Here is a 23,627-nt window from a genome sequence, read left to right as displayed (position 1 = left end):
ACAGATTGGGTGGGGCTAGCGGTTAATAGCGCGGCGGATCGACGCGTACTTGCCCTCTTCGAGCTTGATCGCAGGCTGAAAACTGTCTGCCTGTGCGGCCAGCCACCAGTGCCAGTAGGGCGTATCTTCTGGTGCGTCGATCAGCGAGTTGGTGTCAAGAAAATGCCAGATACGATCTATCGGCCTGGATTCTGCGCCATTAATTCGGTGAATCATGTGATAGGGTTTTAGGTCTCGGGGGTCGGTAAGCCCCGCGCCGGCCACAATATCCTCCAATGCTTCGAGGGTTTTTGCCTGGAAGGCCGCCGCTCGCTTGCTTTGCACATCCACCACTAGCCCACGCTGACGCCGAGGATCTTGGGTGGTAACGCCAGTTGGGCAGGTATCCGTGTGGCAGCGTTGGGATTGAATACAGCCTACGGAAAGCATGAAGGCCCGCGCCGCATTGCACCAGTCGGCGCCGATGGCCAAGCATTGCGCTAGTCCGGATGCGGAATAAACCTTGCCGCTGGCAGCCAGCTTCACCTTATCTTTCAGGCCCGCCCCCACCAGGGCATTGCGTACGATAATCAACCCTTCCAGCAGCGGCATACCCACGTGGTTGGAAAGCTCCAGCGGCGCTGCACCGGTACCGCCTTCGGCGCCGTCTACAACAATAAAGTCCACCAGTTTCCCGGTTTCGTGCATGGCCTTCATTATGGCCATCACCTCGTAGATATGCCCTACACAGAGTTTTATGCCTACCGGTTTGCCGCCGGACAGTTCACGCATTTGTTCGGCAAATTCCAGCATTTCAATGGGGGTGGAGAACATGGAGTGCGCGCGGGGGGATACGCAGTCCTGGCCGGGCGTAACCTTCCGGGTGGAGGCGATCTCCTGAGTTACTTTGGTGCCAGGTAATACTCCACCGTGCCCGGGTTTCGCTCCTTGGCTCAATTTAATTTCCGTCATTTTAACCTGGTCGTTACAGGCCTCGCGGAATAGATCCGGGTTAAAGCTGCCGTCATCGTTGCGCGCACCGAAATAACCGGTACCCAATTCCCACACTAGATCGCCGCCATGTTTGCGGTGATAGGGGCTGATACCCCCCTCACCGGTATCGTGATAGAAGCCGCCAATTGAGGCTCCTTTATTCAAAGCTTCTATTGCGGCGGCGGACAGAGCGCCAAAGCTCATGGCCGAGATATTTAACAGGGCGGCGGAGTAGGGCTGTTTGCAGCGGCCCGTGCCCACTTCAGTACGGCAGGAGGTGTCTGCATGTTTTTCGGGCTTCACCGAGTGAGTGAGCCAGGTATATTCCTCACTCTGCACATCTTTTTCAGTGCCGAACGGATGCATATCAGAAAAACCTTCGGAGCGGGCATACACAAGCCTTCGGGCTTCAATGCTGTAAGGGCGTCCTTCCTCATCACCCTCTACCATATAGGCGCGGAAATAGGGACGCAGGTTCAGGAATATCCAGCGAATGCGGCCGGCAACCGGGAAGTTCCGCGTAATGCTCCAATGGGGTTGGAGCATATCGTAGATTCCCAGTAGTACCAGTGAAACGCTAATCAGTAGAGCCACCAGCCACCAGGCGCTGTTTGTAAACGTGAGCACCAAGAAGAATGGGGTCAGGATAAGAGCGGTAATGGGAATAATCGCGCGCTTTATACCATTCCGGCCGGAATAGGCGCACCAGGGGTTGGAGCTACTCATAAAATCAGGTTCAGCATCGTTACATAAAGTTCCGATACTGAACCTAGATCATTTGTAAGGGTTCTGCCTTGATAAGGTCAACTAAAGGGCTTTTTCCCCTAACTTGCCGCTAATGCAGGCAGTGAATTTTGCTTTGCAGGTAAAAACTCGATGGCAGTGACGATAGAGTAATCCTTTAGTTCATCCAGAATTTCATCCAGCTTTAATAGTTGCCAGCAGGCGCGCGCGCCACTGTCTGAAATTTCACCGCGAAGGAATTTTCTCGCCAAGGCCACTGCGGGTGCTGCAGGAATCCAGACACCATCGCCATCCATTCCAAGTATTTGCCACTGCCTACCAGCTGTCCTACCGTCAGCATCTTCACCCAGTGCGCGGACAATCATGCCGCCGTGAGAGCTGCCACCAGGCCAGCGGGCACTTAATTTATGGGCAATTTGTGCGATGCGGGAACTTGTGGCGGGCAAATTTAGGCGCGAGAGTTGGGCGCACAAAGACAGGCCGGCCTGGAGAATCAGGGGCTCTGTCCCCGTGGAAAATAGTGCTGTGTTTAAATTTAGCAAGTATCTTGGGCACAATTCCAGGTCGGGCACCTCAAAATCGCACAGCCAGCGTTTTCCTACTGGGTGGGCAAGAGTTACCGAGCGCAGATGATTGCCGGCAAATGATTCTCTCCAGCGCCCATCCCGCAATTGGGGGAAGCTCTCCCCCAGCGCTTCAAAGCCAGAGCGCACGGTGGCGAGGCCGCGCTCTACCTTGTGTGCCGGAGCAATTGCCGCCTGCACGGAGCGAATGACCGGTAGCTCTTTCTGGATCTCAGCTATGGCTGCTGAACTGAGGCCGGGCAGGCTGCTGGCACCGGATACCATGGCGATACCGGCGGCCTCGGCGGCCGGGGAGAGACGGTGAAAATCACATACAAAGCGGCGTGCATCTGAAATATCGATGTAGGGTGTGCGGGCTTCAATGCAGGCTTTGGCCACCCGGTAATCGGTTTCTCTCTGGTAGGGGCCAGCGCAGTGGATTAATAAATCCAGGTGCAAGGCTTTCAGTTGCGCAGCCAAGTTGATGGAGTCCCGCTCCAATCGTAACCCCTCGGCGAGGCCACCGAGTGATTGGGCGCAGCGGTCTGCCCGTGTCTTGTTATGGCCGGCAATAATCAGCTGGATATTGGGCTCAGAACTCAGCATTTGTGCAATACGTGCACCGAAATTGCCGTAGCCGCCGAGAATCAATACGCGTTTATTCAGGTTATTGATCACCTGGATGGAACTCCTGCCCCTTATAGTTTGTAGAGATCATGCATCGTGCCGGCGACTTAAATCAAGAGAATCTTGTCTGCGGCTTCAGCATACCGCCGTTGTCATTTCACTGTTTTGTATATTCTAAAAGTAACGTTCCCGATGATCTTGTGCAGTTTTATCAGATTCATTAGTGATCTTGTGTCGGGCAAATGATTTTTGGAGACCAGAATGGCCGGTTGGAGTTTATCGACTCAGGTCCCCCTATCGATCACTGAGCAGCGTATTTATGATTTGCATCACCGCAAGGATCTGGTCGACCTGATTACCCGCGCCATGGTTTTCAAAGGAAAATTCGATGTTGAACTGTTTAAGAAGTCCATTTCAGAGGTGGTAAATACCTATCCGATTTTTCGCTGTCGTTATAGCGGGGAACCGGCTGTTCGCTCCTTTGTAGATATTGAACTGGACTATATCGACATCCGCCACTTAAGTGATGCTCACTTCGAGAGCTTTTTGCGTCAATTTGGCAGCTCGCCAATGGATTTGACGCAGGACCAATTGTTGGGACTCAGTGTTCTTCGCAGTGGAGAAGATGAATACATTTTTTTGACCAAGTGTCACCACATCATTGCCGATGGGATTAGCTTGTCACTCCTCTGGTCTGAATCCTTGACGCACTATTTGGATAGTGCAAAGGGTAAGGATTATCAACCCAGGGTGGAAACTGCAGACTTTGCTGATTATGTGAATTATGAAAATACCTACTTGAGATCGCCGAGGGGGGATAAGGCGCGAAATCTTTGGCAGAAAAAGTTGGAATCCCAAAAAGATGAGATAGAGCAGTTGCCCCAATCGGAAGAGACTTCGGTTATTTGTAGTGAAGTAATCCAGCACATAGATGAGATTGAGCTGGAGCAGATAAAGGCATTGGCCAGCTCGGAGAATGTGAACCTCTTCGCTTATCTAGCAGCCGCATTTCAGCAAGTTTTATGTGATTTCATACCTCACTCTTTTTGGATGAATGGCAATTTATCCCTTCGGCTTAAGAGGGAGTATCGGGAAGTGTTTGGCCCCATGTGCCGGTATGTCAATTTGACGGTTCGTAGGGATGAGTCCTGGCAGGAGAAGCTCTCGCGCCTGTCTGCGGAGATAAAGTATGCCATGCGCACGGTTTATGCTGCTGATGCAATTGGGCCTCACGGCCTGATTGGCCACCACCTCGATGCATCCCATTGCTACTTGGTGACTTTCCTGCAAACAGAGGAGCACCGGGAAGGTTTTTTTGCGGTTTATACCGGTGAAACTTCTAACTGGGTCAAATTGAATGACCATTTGAAGATTCGCATTGTCCCCCTGGCGACGCGCTTAACGCCATATGGCATCTATCTATCTATTACTGTCTTTGGAAAGCAGTTGCGCTCGAGTTTTATCTACAATGAGAATTGCTTTGAACAAAAACAAGTAGAGGAAATGGTAAGTCGCTGGTGTGACAGATTATTGTGCGGGCCTGAAGATATTCTACCGCCGCTGTAAATAACGCTGTATAGGGACTGTAGAGCCAATTGTTATGTCAAGATGTGCCTTTGTGACCCTGGTCAATAGTGCGGATTATGTAATAGGTGCGCAGGCACTGAAACACTCGTTGGATCGTACGGTCAGTGCCTATCCGTTAATTTGTATGGTGCCACCGAACAGTTGTGATCCAGCGCCATTGGAAGCGGCGGGCTGTAAGATAAAAGAAGTTTATACGCCTCGTTTTTCCGATGAGTTTATCCGCCGCCATAAACGCGATTCTTTGCACCGGCGCGCGCCCTTTGACAAGGGTAGTAAGCCCGCTTTCCATGACCCACTGAATAACTTTTGCAAATTGGCACTGTGGCAATTGACCCAATTCGATAAGCTTGTTTTCCTGGATGCGGACACCCTGGTATTGCGCAATATTGACCACTTGATGAATTATCCGGAATTTTGCGCAGCTCCCAATCTTTACGAAGACTTGGATGGATTTCATCGTATGAATTCGGGATTGTTTACTGCGGTACCGAGTGAAGCGACTTACCAAAAAATGCTTGAGCAACTGGATCGACCAGGGGTTTTCTGGCGGCGCACAGACCAGACATTTTTGCAGTCCTTTTTTCCTCGTTGGCACGGCCTGCCTTATATCTATAACGCCTTGCAATACCTCTACCTGAATTTACCGCAGCTGTGGCAGTGGGACAGTATTCATGTCATTCACTACCAATATGAAAAACCCTGGCAAAAGCAACACTCGAAAGTTGAGAGGCTCAAGCCCCTGATCGACTTGTGGTGGGCTGTTTATGAGGGGCGGGATATTGCCGTTGACCTGGATGAGTTAGCCCGTGCTTAGAAAATAAAATCGAGAGAGGGAATTGTGAGAATAGGGATTACTGGCGCCAGTGGCTATGTGGGGCAATTTCTGGTCAGGCATTTTTTGCGGCAGGGCTATGAAGTGCGAGCATTACTGCGCAGGGAGGAAAGTGCAGCTCTTTTTCGCAGTATTGCTTCACCCAGATTGGCGTGGAGCGTCGGGGATATTACTTCTGATACAACACTACAGACATTCGCCAGCAATCTGGATGTGGTGGTGCATGCGGCTTTCGAGCATCTTCCCGGGCGCTATCGAAATGGGGAGGGGGAAGATCTCGAGGGTTTTTTACATGTAAACCTCAATCAAACCCTTGCATTAATCCGATTTGCCTATGCAGCGAAGGTAAAAAAATTTGTGTTTATTTCCACTCGTGCCGTTTATGCCACTGGAAAGTTGAGCGGTTCTTTAAGTGAGGAGCAGGTTGTTCAGCCGGATACTTTCTACGGCGGCTATAAAGCGGCTGTGGAAGCCATGCTGTCTGCTTGGGCGCATCAGCGCAGTTGGCATGCGGTGTCATTGCGCTTAACTGGAGTTTATGGGCTGGTGAGTCCGCTAAGTCGCAGCAAGTGGTATGACATCGCTCGAGCAGTGATATCTGGGGAAGCCTATTTAAATTCCCGGCTTTCAACGGAAGTGCACGGAGAAGATGTGGCGCGGGTGGTAGAGCTTTTACTGGAGCATGAAGATGCCCGGGGGCGGGCAGTAAACTGTAGTGATTGCCTGGTTAGCAGTCGCGAGTTGGTGAAGATTCTAAGATCGATATCCGGACAGCAGGGACCGCTACCTCCCCAGCCACAAGTGAAACCGCCGGCAGTGATGGATTGCGCTTATTTACAGGGGAAAGGTTTTCAATTTGGGGGGGTGCAGCGTTTGCGGGAGACGCTTGGGGAATTGGTAGAGGCTGTGCAGCAACAGCAGAGCCTCATCCAAAACGCCGGTTCCTAGCCGATCGGCCAGTGAATCAACTCCAGTGAGTCGTTGTCCGCTTTCAGGCACCAGGCATTCTTATCCCAGTCTCCCAGGACAATACGCTCCGCCGGTTCACCGTTGATTGTCAACGCGTGGCGGGCGGGCCGGTGGGTGTGGCCGTGGATCAGTCGATGTACATTGTGCTCGAGCATCACCCGCTCCACTTCTTCCTGGGTTACATCCATTATGTCTTCGGCCTTGCGGCTGTTCATACTCTTGGATGCCATACGAATCTGCGTGGCAATAGCGCGGCGTTCCTGAAGGGACTTGGCCAATAGCTCTTGTTGCCACTTGGGGTCCCGGGCCTGGCGGCGGAACGCCATATACTCTTTGTCGAGGGTGCAAAGGCTGTCACCGTGCATAAGCAACACGCGCTCATTACCGAGGGACAACGCAGTCGGGTCCTGAAGTAAAGTGGCTCCCGCGCGCTGGGCGAAGTCGCTACCCAGCAGGAAATCTCGATTGCCGTGCATCAGGTACAACTCTACGCCGGTACCGCTATAGCGACTTAACTCGCCAATCACTTCGCGGGCCAGCGGGGCATCGTCGTCGTCGCCAACCCACGCCTCAAAAAAGTCGCCGAGAATATATAGCGCCTCAGCACCGGCAGCTCGCCCGTGCAGAAAATCAAAAAACGCCCGGGTAATATCCGGGCGTTTTTCGTCGAGGTGCAAGTCAGAAATAAAATAAGTAGACAATGTCCCCGCCTTAGAGTCGGTACTGACCCGTGGAATTACTTATCGGCGTAGGCGTCAGAGATGCTGATACCGGTGATTTCGATAGTCTCCAGGGGTACGTCCTGGTGGAAGCCTTTGCTGCCGGTTTTAACGTCTTTGATTTTGTTGACCACGTCCATGCCGTCGACAACCTTACCAAATACGCAGTAACCCCAACCCTGAGAGTCTTCGCTGCGGAAGTTCAGGAAATCGTTGTCCTTAACATTGATAAAGAACTGGGAGCTGGCGGAATGCGGGTCCATAGTGCGGGCCATGGCCAGGGTGCCAGTGTCGTTCTTCAAGCCATTGTTGGCTTCGTTTTCGATGGGATCGCGGGTTTCCTTCTGCTGCATGTCCGGAGTCATGCCGCCACCTTGGATCATAAAGTTGTTGATCACCCGGTGGAAGACAGTGCCGGTATAGAAATCGTCACGGCAGTACTGCAAGAAGTTGGCAGCAGTCTTGGGTGCCTTTTCGAAATCCAATTCGATGGCTATATCTCCATGGGTTGTGTGAAGGGTGATCATAAAATGTCCTATGAGGGTTGATTTGGGGCGGCATGATACCTTGTAGTCTGTAGCTGTAAAATGCTGTGTCGGAATATCTGTGTCAATTGCACAAAAATCAAACGCTTGCAGTGAATTTCTATGAAAAGCGCTCCTTCAAATTCGATATTCTGTCTCTCAAGTAGGTTATAATTCGCCGTTTATGTTCGCACAGCTGTAAATTAAGAGAATCCTATGACATCCGAGAGCAAGCCAGCTCACTTTTTACAGAACCTTATCCGTGAAGATCTGACTGAGGGCCGGGTTACGCAGATCGCGACCCGCTTCCCGCCGGAGCCCAACGGCTACCTGCATATCGGCCACGCCAAGTCCATCTGTCTGAATTTTGGTCTGGCGCAGGAATTCGGTGGCACCTGTAATTTACGCTTTGACGACACCAACCCGGCCAAGGAAGAGGAAGAGTTTGTCGATGCGATTAAGCGCGATGTCTCCTGGCTCGGTTTTGAGTGGAATGGCGAGGCGAAGTACTCCTCGGATAATTTTGATCAATTGTACGAGTGGGCGCTGCACCTGATTAAAGATGGCAAGGCCTACGTTTGCGACCTGTCCGCAGAAGAAGCTCGTCACTATCGTGGCACGCTGAAAGAGCCGGGCAAAAACAGCCCCTTCCGCGATCGCTCTGTCGAGGAAAACCTGGCGCTGTTTGAAAAGATGCGCAACGGTGAAATGGAAGAGGGCCAGTGCAGCTTGCGCGCCAAGATCGACATGGCCGCGCCGAATATTAACCTGCGCGACCCGATCATCTACCGCATCAAAAAGATGGCCCACCACCAGACTGGTGATAAGTGGTGCATTTACCCCAGCTACGATTTCGCTCACGGACAGTGTGATGCGATTGAGGGTATCAGCCACTCCATCTGTACCCTGGAGTTTGAAGATCACAAGCCCCTGTACGATTGGCTGATTGAGAACCTGCCGGTGCCTTCGCGCCCGCGTCAGTACGAATTTGCCCGCCTGCACCTCAACTACACCGTGGTGTCCAAGCGCAAGCTCAAGCAGCTGGTAGACGAAGGCCATGTAGACGGCTGGGATGATCCCCGCATGCCGACCCTGTCCGGTATGCGCCGTCGCGGCTTTACCCCGGCTTCCATTCGCAACTTCTGCGAGATGATCGGTGTAACCCGCTCCGACTCAGTTGTCGATGTGGGCATGCTGGAATACAGCATTCGCGACGATCTGGATAAAAATGCACCGCGCGCCATGTGCGTGATGGAGCCTTTGAAGATTACCCTGAAAAATTACCCGGAAGGCCAGGAAGAGATGCTGTCAGCACCCGGCCACCCGGTGCGCGATGATCTGCCGGCCCGTGAACTTCCTTTTGGCCGCACTCTCTATATTGAGAAAGAGGATTTCCGCGAAGAGGCCAACAAGAAGTACAAGCGTCTGGTGCTGGGCAAAAAAGTTCGCCTGCGCAACGCCTATGTGATCTTTGCTGAAGAAGTCGTGAAGAACGATGCCGGTGAAATTATTGAGGTGATCTGCTCGGTTGATCTGGACACCCTGGGCAAAGACCCGGCCGACGGCGTTAAGCCAAAGGGCGTTATTCACTGGGTATCTGCGGACAACAATGTCGATTGCGAAGTGCGCCTCTACGATCGCCTGTTCAATGATACGGCGCCGGATGCCGGCGGTAAGAACTTCCTCGACTGCGTAAACCCGGACAACCTGCAAATCCTAAAAGGCTGTAAAGCGGAAATCGGCCTAGCCAAAGCGGAGCCGGAGCAGGGTTACCAGTTCGAACGCAACGGCTACTTCTGTCGCGACAGCAAGTACGGCAGCGCAGAAGCGCCGGTGTTTAACCGCACCATTGGTCTGCGCGACAGCTGGGCCAAAGAGCAAAACAAATAGCAAAGCGGAGGACTGCCCGAGCGGCAGTTTTCGCGGCTGGGCCAATGACTGGCCCGCCACACAGCAAAAAGAATTCGAGAGAAAAGATGTCTCTACAGGTCTACAACACGTTTTCCGGGAAGAAAGAACCCTTCGTACCACTGGTGGAAGATCAGGTGCGCATGTATGTGTGTGGCCCCACCGTGTACAACCGCGTGCATATTGGTAATGCCCGCCCTGTGGTGGTGTTCGACACCCTGTACCGGGTACTGAAAAGAAATTTCAGCGATGTGATTTACGCGCGCAATATCACCGATATTGACGACAAAATCATGAAGACCGCGCGGGATAACGGCGAGGAAATCGGCGTGCTGTCAGCGCGCTATGCCCAGGCTTACTACGAGGATATGGCCGCGCTCAATAACCTGGAGCCGGATATTGTCCCCTACGCCACCCAGCACTTGCCGGAAATGATCGCGATGATCGAAAGCCTGCTGGAGAAAGGTCACGCCTACGCCGCCGAAGGCCATGTGCTGTTCGCCGTGGAATCCATGCAGGAATACGGTCAGCTGTCCAAGCGCTCCCTCGACGATATGCTCGCCGGTGCGCGGGTGGAAGTAGCGCCTTACAAAAAGTACGCCGGCGACTTCGTACTGTGGAAGCCGTCCGCCGATGGCGAGCCCGGCTGGGATAGCCCCTGGGGCCGTGGGCGCCCGGGTTGGCACTTGGAGTGCTCGGCCATGATCAAGAAGCACCTGGGTGAGACTATCGATATTCACGGCGGCGGTCGCGATCTGACCTTCCCGCACCACGAGAACGAGCGCGCCCAAAGCTGCTGCGCCAATGGTGTGGATTTTGTGCGCTACTGGATGCATAACGGCTATGTAAATATCAATGGCGAAAAGATGTCCAAATCCCTGGGCAACTTCCGCATGGTCAAAGACCTGCTGAGCCAATACCCGGGTGAAGTGCTGCGTTTTGCACTGCTGTCTGCCCACTACCGCTCAGAGCTGAATTTCAGTGCTGATTTGCTGGATCAGGCATGGCGCACCCTGGATACTCTCTATGGCGCACTCCGTGAAACGGAAGCGGTTGAGGCTGAAGCGGCAGATCTTAACGACACCGCCTTTATCAGGGCGTTGGAAGACGATCTGAATACGCCGATCGCCATCAGCGAATTGCACCAGATTGCCCGTGACTTGAACAAAGCCGATGAGGCCGATAAAGCACGCCTGAAAGGTTTGCTGCTGGCCGCTGCAGATATGCTGGGCATTCTCCAGCAAGACCCGGAAGCCTGGTTCAAACAGGCCCGTGGTGGAGATGAAGGCATTTCTGCCGAAGAAGTTGAAGCACTGATCGAAGAGCGCGCACAAAGCAAGAAGAACCGTGACTTTGCCCGCGCCGATGAGATTCGCGAAGAGTTAAAATCCAAAGGTGTGGTGCTTGAGGATAGCCGCGAAGGGACCAAGTGGCGCCGCGAATAGCGCGGTCCCACCCCGAGACACGGATAGACTTGAGACACCGATAGATTTTCCCTGGCTTGGCACATTGCGGCTGCCGGGGAAGTGAAATTCGAATTTCATTTGTAGAAGCGAACCATGAAAAAAGTATTTGTCCTGACCAGCGCTGTGATCGCCCTTATCGCACTGACCGGCTGTGAGCCCAAACGGGGTTCCGATGCCTGGTGCGAGAAAATGGATGGCATTCCCAAAGGGCAGTGGACTTTTGACGATACCCGCGACTACACAAAATATTGTGTCTTCAACCAAAAGCCGGAAGAGGAATAAGCGGGCCTATAGTCGTTGTTCTTCGTCGATTCCTACCAACACTTCTTCCGCCCGCTGACCGGTAAATATCGCGAGCAGGTGGTTGAGTGCTTGCGTCTTTTGTATGAGCGTCTGTACACCGCCAAGGCTGACTACGGTGAGTCTTTGCTGCGCGAGCAGATCCTGGAAATTTTTGCCGAGGCCCTGACCCGCGCGCCCCAACTCGATAGTGAAGATGGAGTGCAGGACCCCGAGGGCCGCTTCCGCAACCTGCGCGATCAGGCCGTCTGGGTACTGAACAGCCTGGTGGAGTTCGGTTGGCTGGAGAAGCAGGTAGACAGCGCCACGCTCACTGCCACCTATCCGTTTAGCCGCCGGGGCCGACTTTTCACTCAGCCGCTGGTTGAAGTGAACGGCACTCGCGTGCGCACCCGCCACCGCAATACCCGCAACACCTTAAATGCCCTGGAAGCCTTTGCCAGCCGAGGTGAAATCCACGACTTGATCGATGCCTGGGAATACTCCGAGCGTATCGTGGCGGATTTCACCGATATGATCGCCGAGCTGGAAGAGCGCAAGCGGGAAATGGTGCGGGAAGTGGAGGCCCAATTGCTGGTGCAGCAGGCCACCGATGAGTTTTTCTCCTTTATGGAAAGCCGTTTCCAGCCGGACCTGGCTATCCGTCTGTCTGCGGACAGCGTGGAAAAGCATCGCGATTCCATCAACCGGGTGATTGACTGCATTCGCCGCAAGGAGGATATGCAGAAAGCGGAGTGGGAGAAGCGCCTGCGCCAGCTGCTGCCGGAGTTGGTACAACCGGGCCAATCCCTGTTGTGGCTGATGCTCGATACCATCGAGGACCGCATGCGCCGCGCCTGCGAGGTAAAACTGCCCGCTTTGCGCCGTGCACTACAGGGCTTTACCAAGCGTGCCGATATTATTATCCGCCAGCTCAGCTACCTGCACAGCCAGGCCGAAGGTGAATTTGCCGACCTGTGCCAGCGCCTCGGCGAGAGCCAGCAAAAAACACAAATTCTCGAGCAGCTGGGCGAACAGCTAGGTGGCTTCCAGCTGCGCCTGTTTGACCCCAAACAAACCCAGCTGTGGCAGCGCAATCGCCGCCAGCCGGTGAATACCCGGGTCGAAGATGAAACCCCCATCGGTGAAGAAAACCGCCGCGAGATCGAGCTGCAACAACTGCTCGACCAGGCGTTTAATTTCAACAATAGTAACCTGCGCGATTATCTGAGTGATGCCCTCGGCACCGGCCGCCAGATCAACAGCCGCAACCTGCCATTGCGGGATGCGCGTGATCTGCTCGCTATGAGCCATGTGATCGAAGCAGCGGCGGTGAACCAGAGCGGCGCCGCCGACCTGCAGGTGAAATTTACCGGTGAAATCGCCAGTAATGACTATTTCACCGAATTTGACGAATATATCCTGGAGCTGAAAAACAGTGATTGAGCAGGCTTTGGAAGAGGCCCTGGCGCAGTGTCGCCTGAACCGCAGCGAATTTTCCGAGCTACTGGTGCGCCTGTTGGATTACGGCGTTATCTGCCGGGATGAAAGCGTTATCGAAACCACGCTTTATGATCGCTTCCAGCGCTGCGAGCAGCTGGTGCGCGAGTGGTTGGCCCCGCTGGGGTTGCGTTTGCAGCACGACAGCCGTTTCCAGTTTATTCGCGTGTATCCGCCCGGTGCCGAAGTACCGGGTCTGCCGGATCAGGAAGAGCCGCACCACGGCGGCTTCCGCGCCCGACTCAGCCAACAGGAAGTGGCCGCGATTCTCGCCCTGCGCGTGGAATACGATAAAGCGCTGCGGGAAGGACAGGTGGATGAGAGCGGTTGTGCTGCGCTGTCGATGGAAGCCCTGGAATTGGGCATGCGCAACCTGCTGAAAATGTCCCTGCCGGATAAACACGCCGAGCGCAAAAACCTGTTGAAGAAATTGCGCCAGCTGCGTCTGGTGCAGTTCAGCAGTGAAGAAGTGGAGAGCAGTGCGGAGGTTTGGTTGCGCGTACGCCCGACCATCGCCCACTTTGTCAGCGAGTCGGTATTGCACCAGCTGATCGACAGCGAAGTCCCGCCCGCAGTGGGGAGCGGGGCCACTCAAGCTGATGAAATTGATGAGGCTGAAGAAGAGCAAGCGCTCGAACGCATCACTCCAGAAGTCGAAGATAACAGCCTGTTTGAGAGTGAAGCCGCTTCCTAGTTGAAAACAGATGCCGCACTAGCGGCTATAAAAAATCGAAAACATTCGACCGCCCGGGTTTGCGTAAATCGCGCCCGGGAGCCTCGGAGAGGGGTGTCGGCTTCCCGCCTGCAAAAAGACCCTGCTTTTGAAAAGACCGTTTTTTTGAAAAGACTATGTTCCTAAAAAAACTGATCCTGATTAACTGGGGCAATATCCCGCAGTTGGAATATGATTTCGGCCCGATCAACCTGTTTTCCGGTGGCAACGGTTCCGGTAAAACCACGGCGGCCGATGCTATCCAGACATTGATGACAGCCGCCCACGACACCCTGTTTACTTTTAACCCGGGGCAGGATGAAACCACCCAGCGCGGGCGCGGTGGCAAGCAGGTGCGGACGCTAGCTTCCTATGTGCTGGGTTGTGACGACGGTAGTTATGCCCGTGTCGAGCCCACTGACTGTTACATCGCCGGTATTTTCCATCCCACCAGCGGTGAAGACGATGCTGAGCCTTTTACCGCAGTGATGGGGATTCGCGCGCACCTGGATAACAGCAGCAAACCTGCCCAGGCCCGCCAAAGTGATTTGCGCTTTTTCGTATTCCCCGGCGAACAGTTGGTAATGGGAGATTTTGTCCGGGATTACACCGATGGCAAACACCTGCTGCCGCTGGATAAATTCAACCAGGTCCTGAGCAAGCAGTTCGAAAAAGTAGAGCAGTACGACAAGAAAAAGGCCTATCTGCGCCGCCTTTACGGCGCCCTGCGCGGACGCCGCGATGCGGTCTCCGATCGCGAGGCCATGCACGCCGCGCGCACCTTTGCCAATTTTATGGCCTACAAGCCGGTAAAAAGCATCAACGATTTTGTCGCCCAGGAAGTATTGGAAAAACGTGATCTGGGTGATGCCATCCGCTCCGTCTCCGAGCTGATGAAAACCATTCACAGCATGGAGCAGGAAGCCCGCCAGATTGTGGAGCGGGTCAGTTCCCTGGAGGCCATCGCCCAGTCGGTAGAGCTCTACCGGGAGCAGTGGTTACAGTTGCGGGTGCAGGAATATTTGTGCGCACGCCACCGCCAGCAGCGGGTACAAAAGAGTTATCTGAGCGGCAAGAACGACCAGAAAAAACTGCGCAGCGATCTGGACAACAATGAGCGCGAAGTGCGCGTCGCCTCCGAACGCGTCGAGCAGCTCAATGGTCAGCTGGTAGAGCTTCAAGCCCAGCGCCTGGGTATCGATGCGCTGCGCAATAAGGACGAAATGGAACAGCGTATTAACAATGCCCTGAGCCTTCTGTCCCAGCAGCACACCCCCATGTCTGCCGAAGAGGCGCGCTGGCGCGAGAACCGCGAGGCCGCCGAAGAATTATTAAACTTGCTCAACTCCACCTCCGCCGAGCTGGAAATTCCCGCCTTCTCCGATAAGGCACTGGTGCAGGCAATTAAGCAGGTGTCCCGCGAGGAAGACCTACCTGATCTGCACAAGTTGTTGGGCAAGGACTGGATCGATCTGGCTGCATTGGAGCCACTGCGCGAGCGTGCTGCCAGCAGTGAGGCCCTACAGAACCGCCTCTTCGATCTGCTGGATAGCAGTGGCAAAGCCGGCGCCAGTGATGAGGTTTCCCCCAAAGAGCAGATTGCCCAGCAGGCTTCCCGCTGGGAGCAAAAAGTACAGCAGCTGCAAAAGCAGCTGCGCACCCAGGAAAGTCGCATTCAGCATCTCCAGGCCAATCGCGTGCGCTACCCCCAATCGGTAGAAGTGGCCCTGGCCGCAATTCGCGAGCAGTGCCCAGAGGCGGAACCCCGCGTCCTGTGTGATTATGTGGAAGTGCTGGATGAGCGCTGGCAGATGGCGATTGAAGGCTATCTCGGCGGCGCGCGTTTCTCGATTATTGTGGAGCCGGAACACGAGGCCCGCGCGATTCGTATCGTGCGCGGCCTGCCCGGGCGCAACAACCGCGCTCGTGTGATCCAGGGGGACAAAGCCCGCCGCGATGCGGAGCGCCTGGATATGCCGTCGGGCTCCATTATCGAACTGATGGAGTTCACCCATAAAACTGCCGAGCACTATTTGCGCGCCTCTTACGGTGCCGTGGTTCAGGTGGAGGATGAACACGAGCTGCGCGGCACCCGCCGGGGCCTGACTGCCGACGGTATGGCCAGTGGCAACTACAGCATGTGGCGCTGCGATATGGACGATGCCGAGCTGGTATTCGGCCAGGGCGCCCGCGCTCGCGCACTGGCGGCGCAGCAGCGCGCTTTGGAGCAGTTGCTGGAAGAGGCCGCCCACGTCAACGAACGCCACCAGCTCTACCGCCGTGTCACCAATGCGGTGCGAGGATTGGCGAATATCAAGCTGTTGTCCATAGTGGATTCCGCCCTGGCGGCCCAGCGGGAATGGCGCAGCGCCGAGCGGGCTCTGGAAAACCTGGACCTGAAGGACTTCGAGCAGTTTGAGCAGCAGGTCGATGAACTCAAGGCCCAGCTCAAAGATCAGCAAAACCAGCTGTCGGACCTCCAGCGCAAGCATGGCTCTCTGGAGACCAAGCTAAGAAGCAACGAAAAACTCTTATACGCCCTGTCTGGCGAGCTGGAGTCCCTGGACGATGCCGCCAGTGACAGCGAGGCAATGGTAAGGCGTATTACCGCCATCGATCCCACTTTCGATGCCGAGCAGGTGCTGGTTACTGCCGATGAGCAGGTAGAGCGCGCCGCCGACAACTTCGACTTCTCGGCGGATATCGAAAGTTGGCAGGGACAGCTGGAGAAATACAGTCGCCAGCTCGATCGCGCGGTGATGGAGTACAACGCCACCTGTGCCAGCGTCGATACCCTGGTGTTTGAGCCAGACTTGAGTGGCGGCCATAAAGATGGCCTGTTCAAGTTGATCAGCGGTCTCGGCGATCAGGTAGAGACCCTGCGCAACCGCCTGAAGAACAACCTGCTGGTGGAGCGCCACGATCAACTGCTGGGATTGAAAAAATCCTTTAACACCACTTTTGTAACCCACTTGTGCCACGCTATTTACCAGTCCATTAACGATGGTAAGCGCGTGTTGGATGATCTGAACAAAGAGCTGGAACACCACCGCTTTGGCGCCGACCGCGAGCGCTTCCGTTTCGATTACCAGTGGGTGGCGGAATTTAAGGAGTACTGGAGCTTCTTTAAGGCGGTAATTGAACTGCCGAATCTGGGTGAAGAGCAGAGCCTGTTCGACACGGACTTGGCGCCCAAGCACCGCAAGGTGCGGGATCGCCTGTTAAGTATGTTGCTGAGTGAAGACGAGCAGGTAGCGCGGCGCGAGCTGGATCGAATCAGCGATTACCGCAACTACCGCAGCTATGAGATCTATAAGGAACCGGAGGGCAAGGAGCCGATTGCGCTCAGCCAGTACGGCACCGGTTCCGGCGGTCAGCTGGAAACGCCGGCTTATATTATCCGCTCCGCAGCGGTCACTTCGGCCTTCCGCTTTGGTGAGAGTGGCAGCCATTTGCAAATGGTGCTGGTGGATGAGGCCTTCTCCAAAATGGATGAGTCCCGCTCCAAGGAAGTGATCCGTTACCTGACTGAAACCCTGGGGCTGCAGCTGCTGTTTATTATGCCCAGCAGTAAATCCGGTCCTTTTATGGACCTGATCTCGAATCAGTTTGTATTCAGTAAGTGCCCCAGTGCAAAGCCCATCGGCCAGCTGAATACGCGGGTGTATGTCGATCGCAAGGTGTGCAACCAGGAGCGTATCGCCGAACTCTGGGCCAATCACCGCCGCACGATTCGCCAGCAGGCGTCGCTGGATTTTATGGACCTGGTAGAAGTAGAGGGATAGGTATTTTCGGGGGAAACCCCTCCATTGGCAGGGAGGCAACCGATGGAAAAGACATTGCCCTATTGGGTAGAGGAAAACCCGCTGTTAATCGGCATCCTGAATTTTATTCTGGATCGGCGGGACAGCCAGCTGGAACGCGGCAAGGAAGCCCGCATTAGTTTCAGGCTGGATTTGCGCGCTGGCAGTAAACGCTGGTTGGAAGTGTTGGAGCCCCTCAGGGACCCCGATCAAGACGAGCAGGAGCTGTGGAATGAATTGCAGCATTTTGCGCGGGAATATCAGTGTTTTACGGTAAAACCGAATCCGAAAAGGCGGCCGGGTATTGCCGAGTGGCAAGGGGCCCAATTGATTTTTCGGGATGCCAGCGAGGAACAGCTGCGCCTGTGGCTCAATCGCCCATCCCCCACCGTTCGACAATCCGCCTGGACGAGTCTGCTGGAACCCTATGTCGATCGCTTTGAAAATCCCTCTGCTTTTCCCCTCGAGGGCTTGGAACTCCAACCGGGGTTTGATTCCGTCGAAGAAATTATTGCTTGCTGGGTGTCCGTCGGCAAAGAGCTGATCTTTGCCAATAAAATTTCCTGGCGACAATTAGCCGCACGCTGCTTTAAAGGGGATTCCAAATACCTGGAATTACCCAGCCGCCAATCTCTGGTGCGCAACCTCTATCCTGACCTGAGCCGTAAAATCCAGGGGCGCCAGCTTTTACTTCACGCCTACCTCCCCAGGCAATTTGAGCAGGTCATTTTTATCGAAAACCAGGACACTTTTATTAGCCTGGCGGAGCTGCAACCCAGTCGTGCAGCACTGGTTTATAGCGAGGGCTACCAGGGAGGCGCAGAAAGGATTCGCAATGGGGAGAGGGTTCGCTTCAGCACTATTAATGTGGTTAGTGAAAATATCCGGCAGCAATTCCTAAGCTGGTGGCACGATGGGGAGTCCCGAACGGTTCCAACATTTTTCTGGGGGGATCTGGACTATGAAGGATTGCGGATTGCCGCAGCGCTGAGAAAGAGCTTTCCCGACTTGCAGTGCTGGCGCCCGGGCTACGATCTGTTACTGCATTTTCTGCGCACGGGAAAAGCCCATGCTCCGGAGCAGGCGGAAAAGGTGGGGCAAAAGCTGGTGCAAGCGATTGGTTGCCAATACGCAGATAGCACTCTGCTGCCAGCAATTTCAGACAGCAATCGCTATGTGGATCAGGAGGCGGTTGAGATTGGGGAGCTGGCTGGGACATTAGTGTGAATATGTCGCTATCCGATAAATTTTAATTGTTCGTTTTTTATGGAATGGTGACTATCAAGGTGTCGGCGGGCGTTTGAACTTGTTTTTTATGCGCAATTTCTCGGAAGATAGAAAAAATATGCTGTAAAAATGCCCCTCAGAATAACAAGTGCAGTTTCCGGAGTTTGCTATGCGTCAGTTTTCCATCCTGGTCATTTTTGCGTTGGCCTTTGGCGGCGCCGCCGTGATGTACGAGAAGGAAAGTCGTAAAGTAAAAGGCGTGTTGACCCAGATTACTGAACTTCAGGCGCAGATGGGTGATTTACAGGCGGAGATCAACCGCCTGAACAGCGAATTGGAAACCGTGAAGCTTGCGGAGCGCCGCCGCCCTAATCTGAGTGCTATGGCCAACCGTATTCGCCGTGAAGGTAGCGGCAATCCCGCACAAGTTGCGCCCAAGCCAAAAGTGGAAGACCGCTTTGAAAAGTCGCGCAACCTGATGCAGTCAGACGTTACCAGCGCGCCGCCGGCTATCCAGTCGAATACTCGTAGCAACAATGATGAAAGCGAGTGGTCTCGCCCAACTGTAGATGCCGATGAGTATCGCGGTGAGACCGGTGAAGAACCCGCAGTGGTCGATCCCTACCAGTAATTTTGCACTCTGCATATTGATTCCCTCGCCAAAGCCCGCAAAATACCTGCCTCCCGCAGGATACTGTTTTGCGGGTTTGCCAGTTTTAGCTGACACGATTTGAAATTATAAGTGGGCAAGGGGCGCTAGGTATGTCGCTGAACAAGTTTTACACCACCTTAAATGGGCAGCTGGAAGGATTGCTTTCTGGAGAGCGAGACTGGCTGGCCAACACCGCCAATGCCAGTGCGCTGTTGTTTATGGAGTTGGAAGATATCAACTGGGCCGGTTTTTATTTCCTCTACGGTGATGAATTGCGTTTGGGGCCCTTCCAGGGCAAGCCTGCCTGTACCCGGATTCCAGTGGGTGCCGGTGTTTGCGGTACTGCTGTTTCGACCGGTGAATCCCAATTGGTAGAGGATGTGCATCAGTTCCCCGGCCATATCGCCTGCGATGCCGTGTCGGCTTCAGAGGTGGTGGTGCCGCTCTATGACGAAGCGGGTCGTTGCCTGGGAGTGTTGGATATCGATAGCCCCAGTGTGGCGCGCTTTAGCGAGGAAGACCTGGTGGGTCTACAGGATTTTGCCCGGGTATTGCTCAAGTCCTCAGACCTCCCGGCGAGCTGATGGCGCTGCTTTGGCAAAAGCAGGTTGGCGACACCTGTTACCAGGTGCGCAATCATGGTGCCAGTGTGCGCCTCTACAGCAACGGGGTTTTCCACTCTCAATGGAATCCCCGCGATCCGCTCAAGGGTTCCCTTTGGGAGTTATTGCTGCTACCGGCATTCTTCCTCCCTGAAGAGCGCTTGAATTCGGTATTGGTGCTCGGCGTTGGTGGCGGTGCCCTGATTCGCCTTTTGCAGGCGTTCACCTCCGCCAAGCGTATTGTCGGCGTAGATTTGGACCCGGTGCACCTGGATATTGCCCGTCGCTTCTTTGGCGTGCGCGATGTTGAACTGGTGTGTGCGGATGCCTGTGATTTTGTGCGCGATCACTTGAAGCGACCCTCTCACAGCACTTTCGACCTGGTGATCGACGACTTATTTGGGCACTGCGGAGGCGTAGCGCAGCGAGCGGTGCCCGCCGATAAGTCCTGGTGCTCCAGTCTGATGCGCCTGCTTCATAAAGATGGCGTGCTGGTCAGCAACTTCGGGGATAGGCCCGAGCTACAGAACAGTGCTTGGCGCGATAAAGCTATGCGTGAGCGACTCGGCGGTGCCTGGATGGCCTATATGCCCCAGTATGAGAATCATATCCTGGCAGTGAGCAGAAGAACTCTGCGCAAAGGTGAGCTGGCGGCCAGGGCCCCAGAAAAGATCAATCCCGCCAACCCCAATCGGCGCCTGGATTTCCGCATGAGCCAGCTTCGCTAATCTCGACAGCCCCCACAGAGGCCGGCTCCTAAAATCCCTGTCACTTTAATAGTGATATTCATTGGCGCCCTTTGTCACCTCGTGACTATACTCAAGGTGAGCGAAGTGTTCTGCCGGGATCGATTGATGCGGTACAAAACTGTTGAGGAAGTGATTCAGGAAGGAAGGGATTTTCATGCCAAGTTGGCGCTGCAGTACGAAGAGTATGAGCAGCTTGCCACCAATGAACGGGTCGAGTTGCTGCTGGATCAGCTGCGACGACGGGAAGATTCCATGAAGCACTCACTGGAAAATTTCCATGAAGACCTGCCCCCTGGAGCCCTACATACCTGGGTGCAATTTGCCCCGGAAGGGCGAGAGAAAGAATTTTTGCAGCGCTTGCGCGGCATTGATATTGAAGACTTGGAGCAGATTGCCAAGTTGGCCATGGATATCGAGATCTACCTGGCCGATCAATATCGGGATCTTGCCCAGGGCGCTGAAACCCCATCGGCACGGGATGCATTCGAACGATTGCGACAACTCGAAGAGTTGGAAGAGCATACGCTGTCGATGAACTTGTTTAATTTGCGCGATTACTAGCCTTTAATCCTGTTTCCAGGCGACTGCTGCCGGCCTGCGCCCCTAGCTCTTAGGGGCGCAGACGGTATACGCAAAATCCTTGCTCTTTAGTGATCAAATCCACCTGGGAAAAATAGCGGGGCCCTTTTTTCGCAAGGGGAATAAATTCATTCACCACAAAAATCGCAGCGCCGGAATCTTTGAGAATCCGCGCACTCTGTTGCAGAAAGCGATCGGTCAAATCTCCCTCCACCTGAAAGCCCTGGTGGAAAGGTGGGTTGCACAGCACCAGATCGGCGATTTCACTCTCCAGTTCAGAGCCTGCATCAGAGGGCACAACGATGCCTTCGATTCCCTGTTCGGTAAAATTCTTGCGGCAGGCCAATAGAGCAGCGGCGTTATTATCCGTAGCGGTAAAATGATATTTACCCAAAGCGGCTAATTGCATACTCAGGTAGCCATAACCACAACCGAGATCAACAATACGAGAACCGTCCTGTGGCAACTCAGTCGTTAATTGCTGGGCGAGGAGAGCACTGCCTTTATCGATTTTGTTCCAGCCGAACAATCCCGGCTTGGAGTAGAGGTCTCCAAGCTCGGGCAGCTTTTGTAACTGGGCGTACTGAAGCTCACTGACTGGATTGCCGGTGTCCTCGTGAGCGGCAACATTACTGCTCAGGTAGTCGTTGCCGTTTTTTTGCAAGTGCTTGGCGGTACCCAGGCGCTCGGCCACTTTCGCAGCGTAGCTTTTGATTCCGCTTTGCTTTTCACCCAGCAGAACCAATTCGCCACCTTCACCGAGGAAGTGGGGTGCGCAATCAATAATATGGTGAACTACGGCCTTCTCTTTCGAAACGGCGTAGACAATACGGCGGTATTTGCGGTCCAGTTCTTCAAAGTGGAAATCATTGAAGAAGCTCCGCTTCACCGTATTTTCGGCGAGTTCGGCAATATCCCAGCGGTTACTGATTAAATCCCCGGCAAAATGAAACCCCTCCTGGTGTAAGAGGGGCTTGCTGTTTTCATCGGCGATCCACAGGGTTTCCTCTGGGGCCTGGATAAGTTCCTGATGTAGAAGGGCTGACATATCTTTTTTTAATTGATAGAGGCAATTTCTTCAGGGGTCAGGAGGCGGTAATCACCTTCCTGAAGTTCTTCATCCAAGATGATTTCGCCGATCTTTTCCCGGTGCAACTCCAATACCTTGTTGCCCAGGGCCGCAAACATACGCTTCACCTGATGATAGCGCCCTTCACCGATGGTGATGCGCACTTCGTTGGCAAAGAGGATCTCCAGCTTGGCGGGCTTGGTTCTCTTCTTTTCGTTATTGAGCCAGACACCCTTGGCAAGCTTGGCCACGGCATCTTCCTCAATTTTCTCGGCCAACAGAGCGTAGTAGGTCTTGTCGCAATGGTGGTTGGGGGAGGTCACTTTGTGGGACCACTGGCCGTCATCGGTAAGCAGCACCAGGCCGGTGGTATCAATATCCAGGCGCCCGGCAATATGCAGCTTTTCCTTATTAGGCTCATCAATCAGGTCCAGCACTGTAGGGTGCTCGCCATCTTTGGTGGCACTGACATAGCCCAGGGGCTTGTTCAACATAATGTAGCGGGGCCCCGGCTCGTGCAGAGGCTCATCATCCAGGCACAACTCATCACTGACTTGTATTTTGGTGGCCGCATTGGTGACCACCTCACCATTGACGGTAATGCGCCCCGCCCAGGCGGCGCGCTTTACATCGGTGCGGGAGAGGTCGGTGACCTGGCTGACCGCTTTATCCAGACGAATCAGGTTAGCCAATTTTACGCTCACCGGAATCGACAGATTGATAAATCAGGGTATTGATGGTCATGGGACCAACACCGCCGGGTACCGGGGTGTAAGCGGCAGCGCGCTCAGTCAGCGGGCCCAGCTCGATATCGCCGACACCGCCGGGGTGGTAACCGGCATCCACAACCACAGCGCCATCCTTAATCCACTCGGCCTTGATAAACTCAGGCTTGCCCACGGCGCCCACTACAATATCGGCGCGGCGGATATGCTCAGCCAGGTCTTGGGTGCGGGAGTGGCAGATAGTCACGGTGGCATTGGCATTCAACAACATGGCCGCCATAGGCTTACCCAAAATGGGGCTGCGGCCCACAACCACGGCGTGCTTGCCTTCCAATTCAATATTGTAGGCTTCCAGCAGGCGCATAATTCCTTTAGGAGTTGCGCAGCCATAGGCCTCTTCACCCATTGCCATACGGCCAAAGCCCAGGCAGGTTACACCGTCTACATCTTTCTCCAGGCTGATCGCATCAAAACAAGCGCGCTCATCGATCTGCGCCGGTACCGGGTGCTGGAGCAGAATGCCGTGGACGTTGGGGTTGGTGTTGAGTTCTTCGATCTTAGCGAGCAGCTGCTCAGTGGTGGTGGAGGAGGGCAGTTCCACCTGGAGGGAGTCCATGCCGATTCGGCGGCAGGCATTGCCCTTCATCTTTACGTAAGTGGCGGAGGCGGGGTCATCACCTACCAGAATGGTCGCCAGGATTGGCGTTTGGCCACCACTCTTTTCCTTTAGTACGGCTACCCGAGCCGAGAGTTCCTCTTCAGTTTTCTGTGCCAGGGCCTTGCCGTCCAGAACCAGTGCAGACATAGATACTATCTCTA

At 54.3% G+C, this 23,627-nt stretch carries 21 protein-coding genes; 14 read left to right on the top strand and 7 right to left on the bottom strand.

What is annotated here, in order from left to right; all coding sequences use genetic code 11:
* Positions 1–15 precede the first annotated feature (15 nt).
* Positions 16–1,698 (bottom strand): FMN-binding glutamate synthase family protein, encoded by a 1,683-nt coding sequence (locus ACJJIN_RS09060; protein ID WP_444897783.1) that lies wholly within the window; start codon positions 1,696–1,698, stop codon positions 16–18.
* A 98-nt stretch (positions 1,699–1,796) separates the two neighbouring features.
* Positions 1,797–2,957: a saccharopine dehydrogenase family protein gene (locus tag ACJJIN_RS09055; RefSeq protein WP_444897782.1), complete on the bottom strand. Its 1,161-nt coding sequence runs from the start codon at positions 2,955–2,957 to the stop codon at positions 1,797–1,799.
* A 210-nt stretch (positions 2,958–3,167) separates the two neighbouring features.
* Here ACJJIN_RS09055 and ACJJIN_RS09050 point away from each other — a divergent pair, with 210 nt between their 5' ends.
* Genes ACJJIN_RS09050 through ACJJIN_RS09040 form a run of 3 tightly spaced genes read left to right on the top strand, consistent with a single transcriptional unit; the run spans position 3,168 to position 6,273 of the window.
* The gene (locus tag ACJJIN_RS09050; protein ID WP_444897781.1) at positions 3,168–4,472 is read left to right on the top strand and encodes a condensation domain-containing protein; all 1,305 of its coding nucleotides are present in this window, start codon (positions 3,168–3,170) and stop codon (positions 4,470–4,472) included.
* Between the two features lie 34 nt (positions 4,473–4,506).
* Positions 4,507–5,307 (top strand): glycosyltransferase, encoded by an 801-nt coding sequence (locus ACJJIN_RS09045; RefSeq protein WP_444897780.1) that lies wholly within the window; start codon positions 4,507–4,509, stop codon positions 5,305–5,307.
* Between the two features lie 24 nt (positions 5,308–5,331).
* The gene (locus ACJJIN_RS09040) at positions 5,332–6,273 is read left to right on the top strand and encodes an NAD-dependent epimerase/dehydratase family protein (protein WP_444897779.1); all 942 of its coding nucleotides are present in this window, start codon (positions 5,332–5,334) and stop codon (positions 6,271–6,273) included.
* Here ACJJIN_RS09040 and ACJJIN_RS09035 read toward each other — a convergent pair.
* Together ACJJIN_RS09035 and ACJJIN_RS09030 are read right to left on the bottom strand one after the other, a co-directional pair.
* Complete coding sequence (locus tag ACJJIN_RS09035; protein ID WP_444897778.1) at positions 6,270–6,995, bottom strand: UDP-2,3-diacylglucosamine diphosphatase; 726 nt, start codon at positions 6,993–6,995, stop codon at positions 6,270–6,272. The genes ACJJIN_RS09040 and ACJJIN_RS09035 overlap by 4 nt on opposite strands.
* Positions 6,996–7,030: 35 nt before the next feature.
* Positions 7,031–7,540: a peptidylprolyl isomerase gene (locus tag ACJJIN_RS09030; protein WP_444897777.1), complete on the bottom strand. Its 510-nt coding sequence runs from the start codon at positions 7,538–7,540 to the stop codon at positions 7,031–7,033.
* 213 nt (positions 7,541–7,753) lie between these two features.
* On the opposite strand from ACJJIN_RS09030, the gene ACJJIN_RS09025 reads away from it, so the two are divergent.
* The 11 genes from ACJJIN_RS09025 (at position 7,754) to ACJJIN_RS08975 (ending at position 20,996) form a co-directional block, all read left to right on the top strand.
* Entirely contained in the window at positions 7,754–9,427 is a 1,674-nt protein-coding gene (locus ACJJIN_RS09025) for a glutamine--tRNA ligase/YqeY domain fusion protein (protein WP_444897776.1), read from the top strand.
* 86 nt (positions 9,428–9,513) lie between these two features.
* Positions 9,514–10,890: a cysteine--tRNA ligase gene (cysS, locus tag ACJJIN_RS09020; protein WP_444897775.1), complete on the top strand. Its 1,377-nt coding sequence runs from the start codon at positions 9,514–9,516 to the stop codon at positions 10,888–10,890.
* Between the two features lie 114 nt (positions 10,891–11,004).
* On the top strand, positions 11,005–11,193 hold the full coding sequence (locus ACJJIN_RS09015) for a DUF3012 domain-containing protein (protein WP_108733723.1): 189 nt from the start codon (positions 11,005–11,007) through the stop codon (positions 11,191–11,193).
* Positions 11,194–11,208: 15 nt separating this feature from the next.
* Complete coding sequence (locus ACJJIN_RS09010; protein WP_444886516.1) at positions 11,209–12,636, top strand: Wadjet anti-phage system protein JetA family protein; 1,428 nt, start codon at positions 11,209–11,211, stop codon at positions 12,634–12,636.
* Positions 12,629–13,384 carry a DUF4194 domain-containing protein gene (locus tag ACJJIN_RS09005; RefSeq protein WP_444897774.1) on the top strand — a complete coding sequence of 252 codons (756 nt, stop codon included), beginning with the start codon at positions 12,629–12,631 and terminating at the stop codon, positions 13,382–13,384. Before ACJJIN_RS09010 ends, ACJJIN_RS09005 begins: the two co-directional genes overlap by 8 nt.
* A gap of 155 nt (positions 13,385–13,539) precedes the next feature.
* Positions 13,540–17,187, top strand: coding sequence for an ATP-binding protein (locus ACJJIN_RS09000; protein ID WP_444897773.1), 3,648 nt, complete (start codon positions 13,540–13,542; stop codon positions 17,185–17,187).
* Between the two features lie 42 nt (positions 17,188–17,229).
* Positions 17,230–18,432 (top strand): Wadjet anti-phage system protein JetD domain-containing protein, encoded by a 1,203-nt coding sequence (locus ACJJIN_RS08995; RefSeq protein ID WP_444897772.1) that lies wholly within the window; start codon positions 17,230–17,232, stop codon positions 18,430–18,432.
* A gap of 169 nt (positions 18,433–18,601) precedes the next feature.
* Positions 18,602–19,063 (top strand): 6TM ABC transporter family protein, encoded by a 462-nt coding sequence (locus ACJJIN_RS08990; RefSeq protein WP_444897771.1) that lies wholly within the window; start codon positions 18,602–18,604, stop codon positions 19,061–19,063.
* A gap of 131 nt (positions 19,064–19,194) precedes the next feature.
* Positions 19,195–19,668, top strand: coding sequence for a free L-methionine (R)-S-oxide reductase MsrC (msrC, locus tag ACJJIN_RS08985; protein ID WP_444897770.1), 474 nt, complete (start codon positions 19,195–19,197; stop codon positions 19,666–19,668).
* Entirely contained in the window at positions 19,668–20,414 is a 747-nt protein-coding gene (locus tag ACJJIN_RS08980) for a spermidine synthase (protein ID WP_444897769.1), read from the top strand. The genes msrC and ACJJIN_RS08980 overlap by 1 nt, the downstream gene beginning before the upstream one ends.
* Positions 20,415–20,540: 126 nt before the next feature.
* The gene (locus ACJJIN_RS08975; RefSeq protein WP_444897768.1) at positions 20,541–20,996 is read left to right on the top strand and encodes a hypothetical protein; all 456 of its coding nucleotides are present in this window, start codon (positions 20,541–20,543) and stop codon (positions 20,994–20,996) included.
* A gap of 49 nt (positions 20,997–21,045) precedes the next feature.
* Here ACJJIN_RS08975 and ACJJIN_RS08970 read toward each other — a convergent pair whose 3' ends face one another.
* From ACJJIN_RS08970 to folD, 3 genes are read right to left on the bottom strand one after another with little or no spacing between them, the layout of a single operon-like run.
* A complete protein-coding gene (locus ACJJIN_RS08970; RefSeq protein WP_444897767.1) occupies positions 21,046–22,062 on the bottom strand; it encodes a class I SAM-dependent methyltransferase in 1,017 nt (338 codons plus the stop codon).
* Between the two features lie 8 nt (positions 22,063–22,070).
* Complete coding sequence (gene rsuA / locus ACJJIN_RS08965) at positions 22,071–22,787, bottom strand: 16S rRNA pseudouridine(516) synthase RsuA (protein WP_444897766.1); 717 nt, start codon at positions 22,785–22,787, stop codon at positions 22,071–22,073.
* Positions 22,768–23,613: a bifunctional methylenetetrahydrofolate dehydrogenase/methenyltetrahydrofolate cyclohydrolase FolD gene (folD, locus tag ACJJIN_RS08960; protein WP_108733712.1), complete on the bottom strand. Its 846-nt coding sequence runs from the start codon at positions 23,611–23,613 to the stop codon at positions 22,768–22,770. Before folD ends, rsuA begins: the two co-directional genes overlap by 20 nt.
* Between the last annotated feature and the right edge of the window lie 14 nt (positions 23,614–23,627).

The sequence above is a fragment of the Microbulbifer maximicatervae (SeqCode) genome (assembly GCF_052467505.1).
The sequence above is the reverse complement of the archived record's forward strand: the minus strand, read 5'-3'. Positions and strand labels throughout refer to the sequence as shown.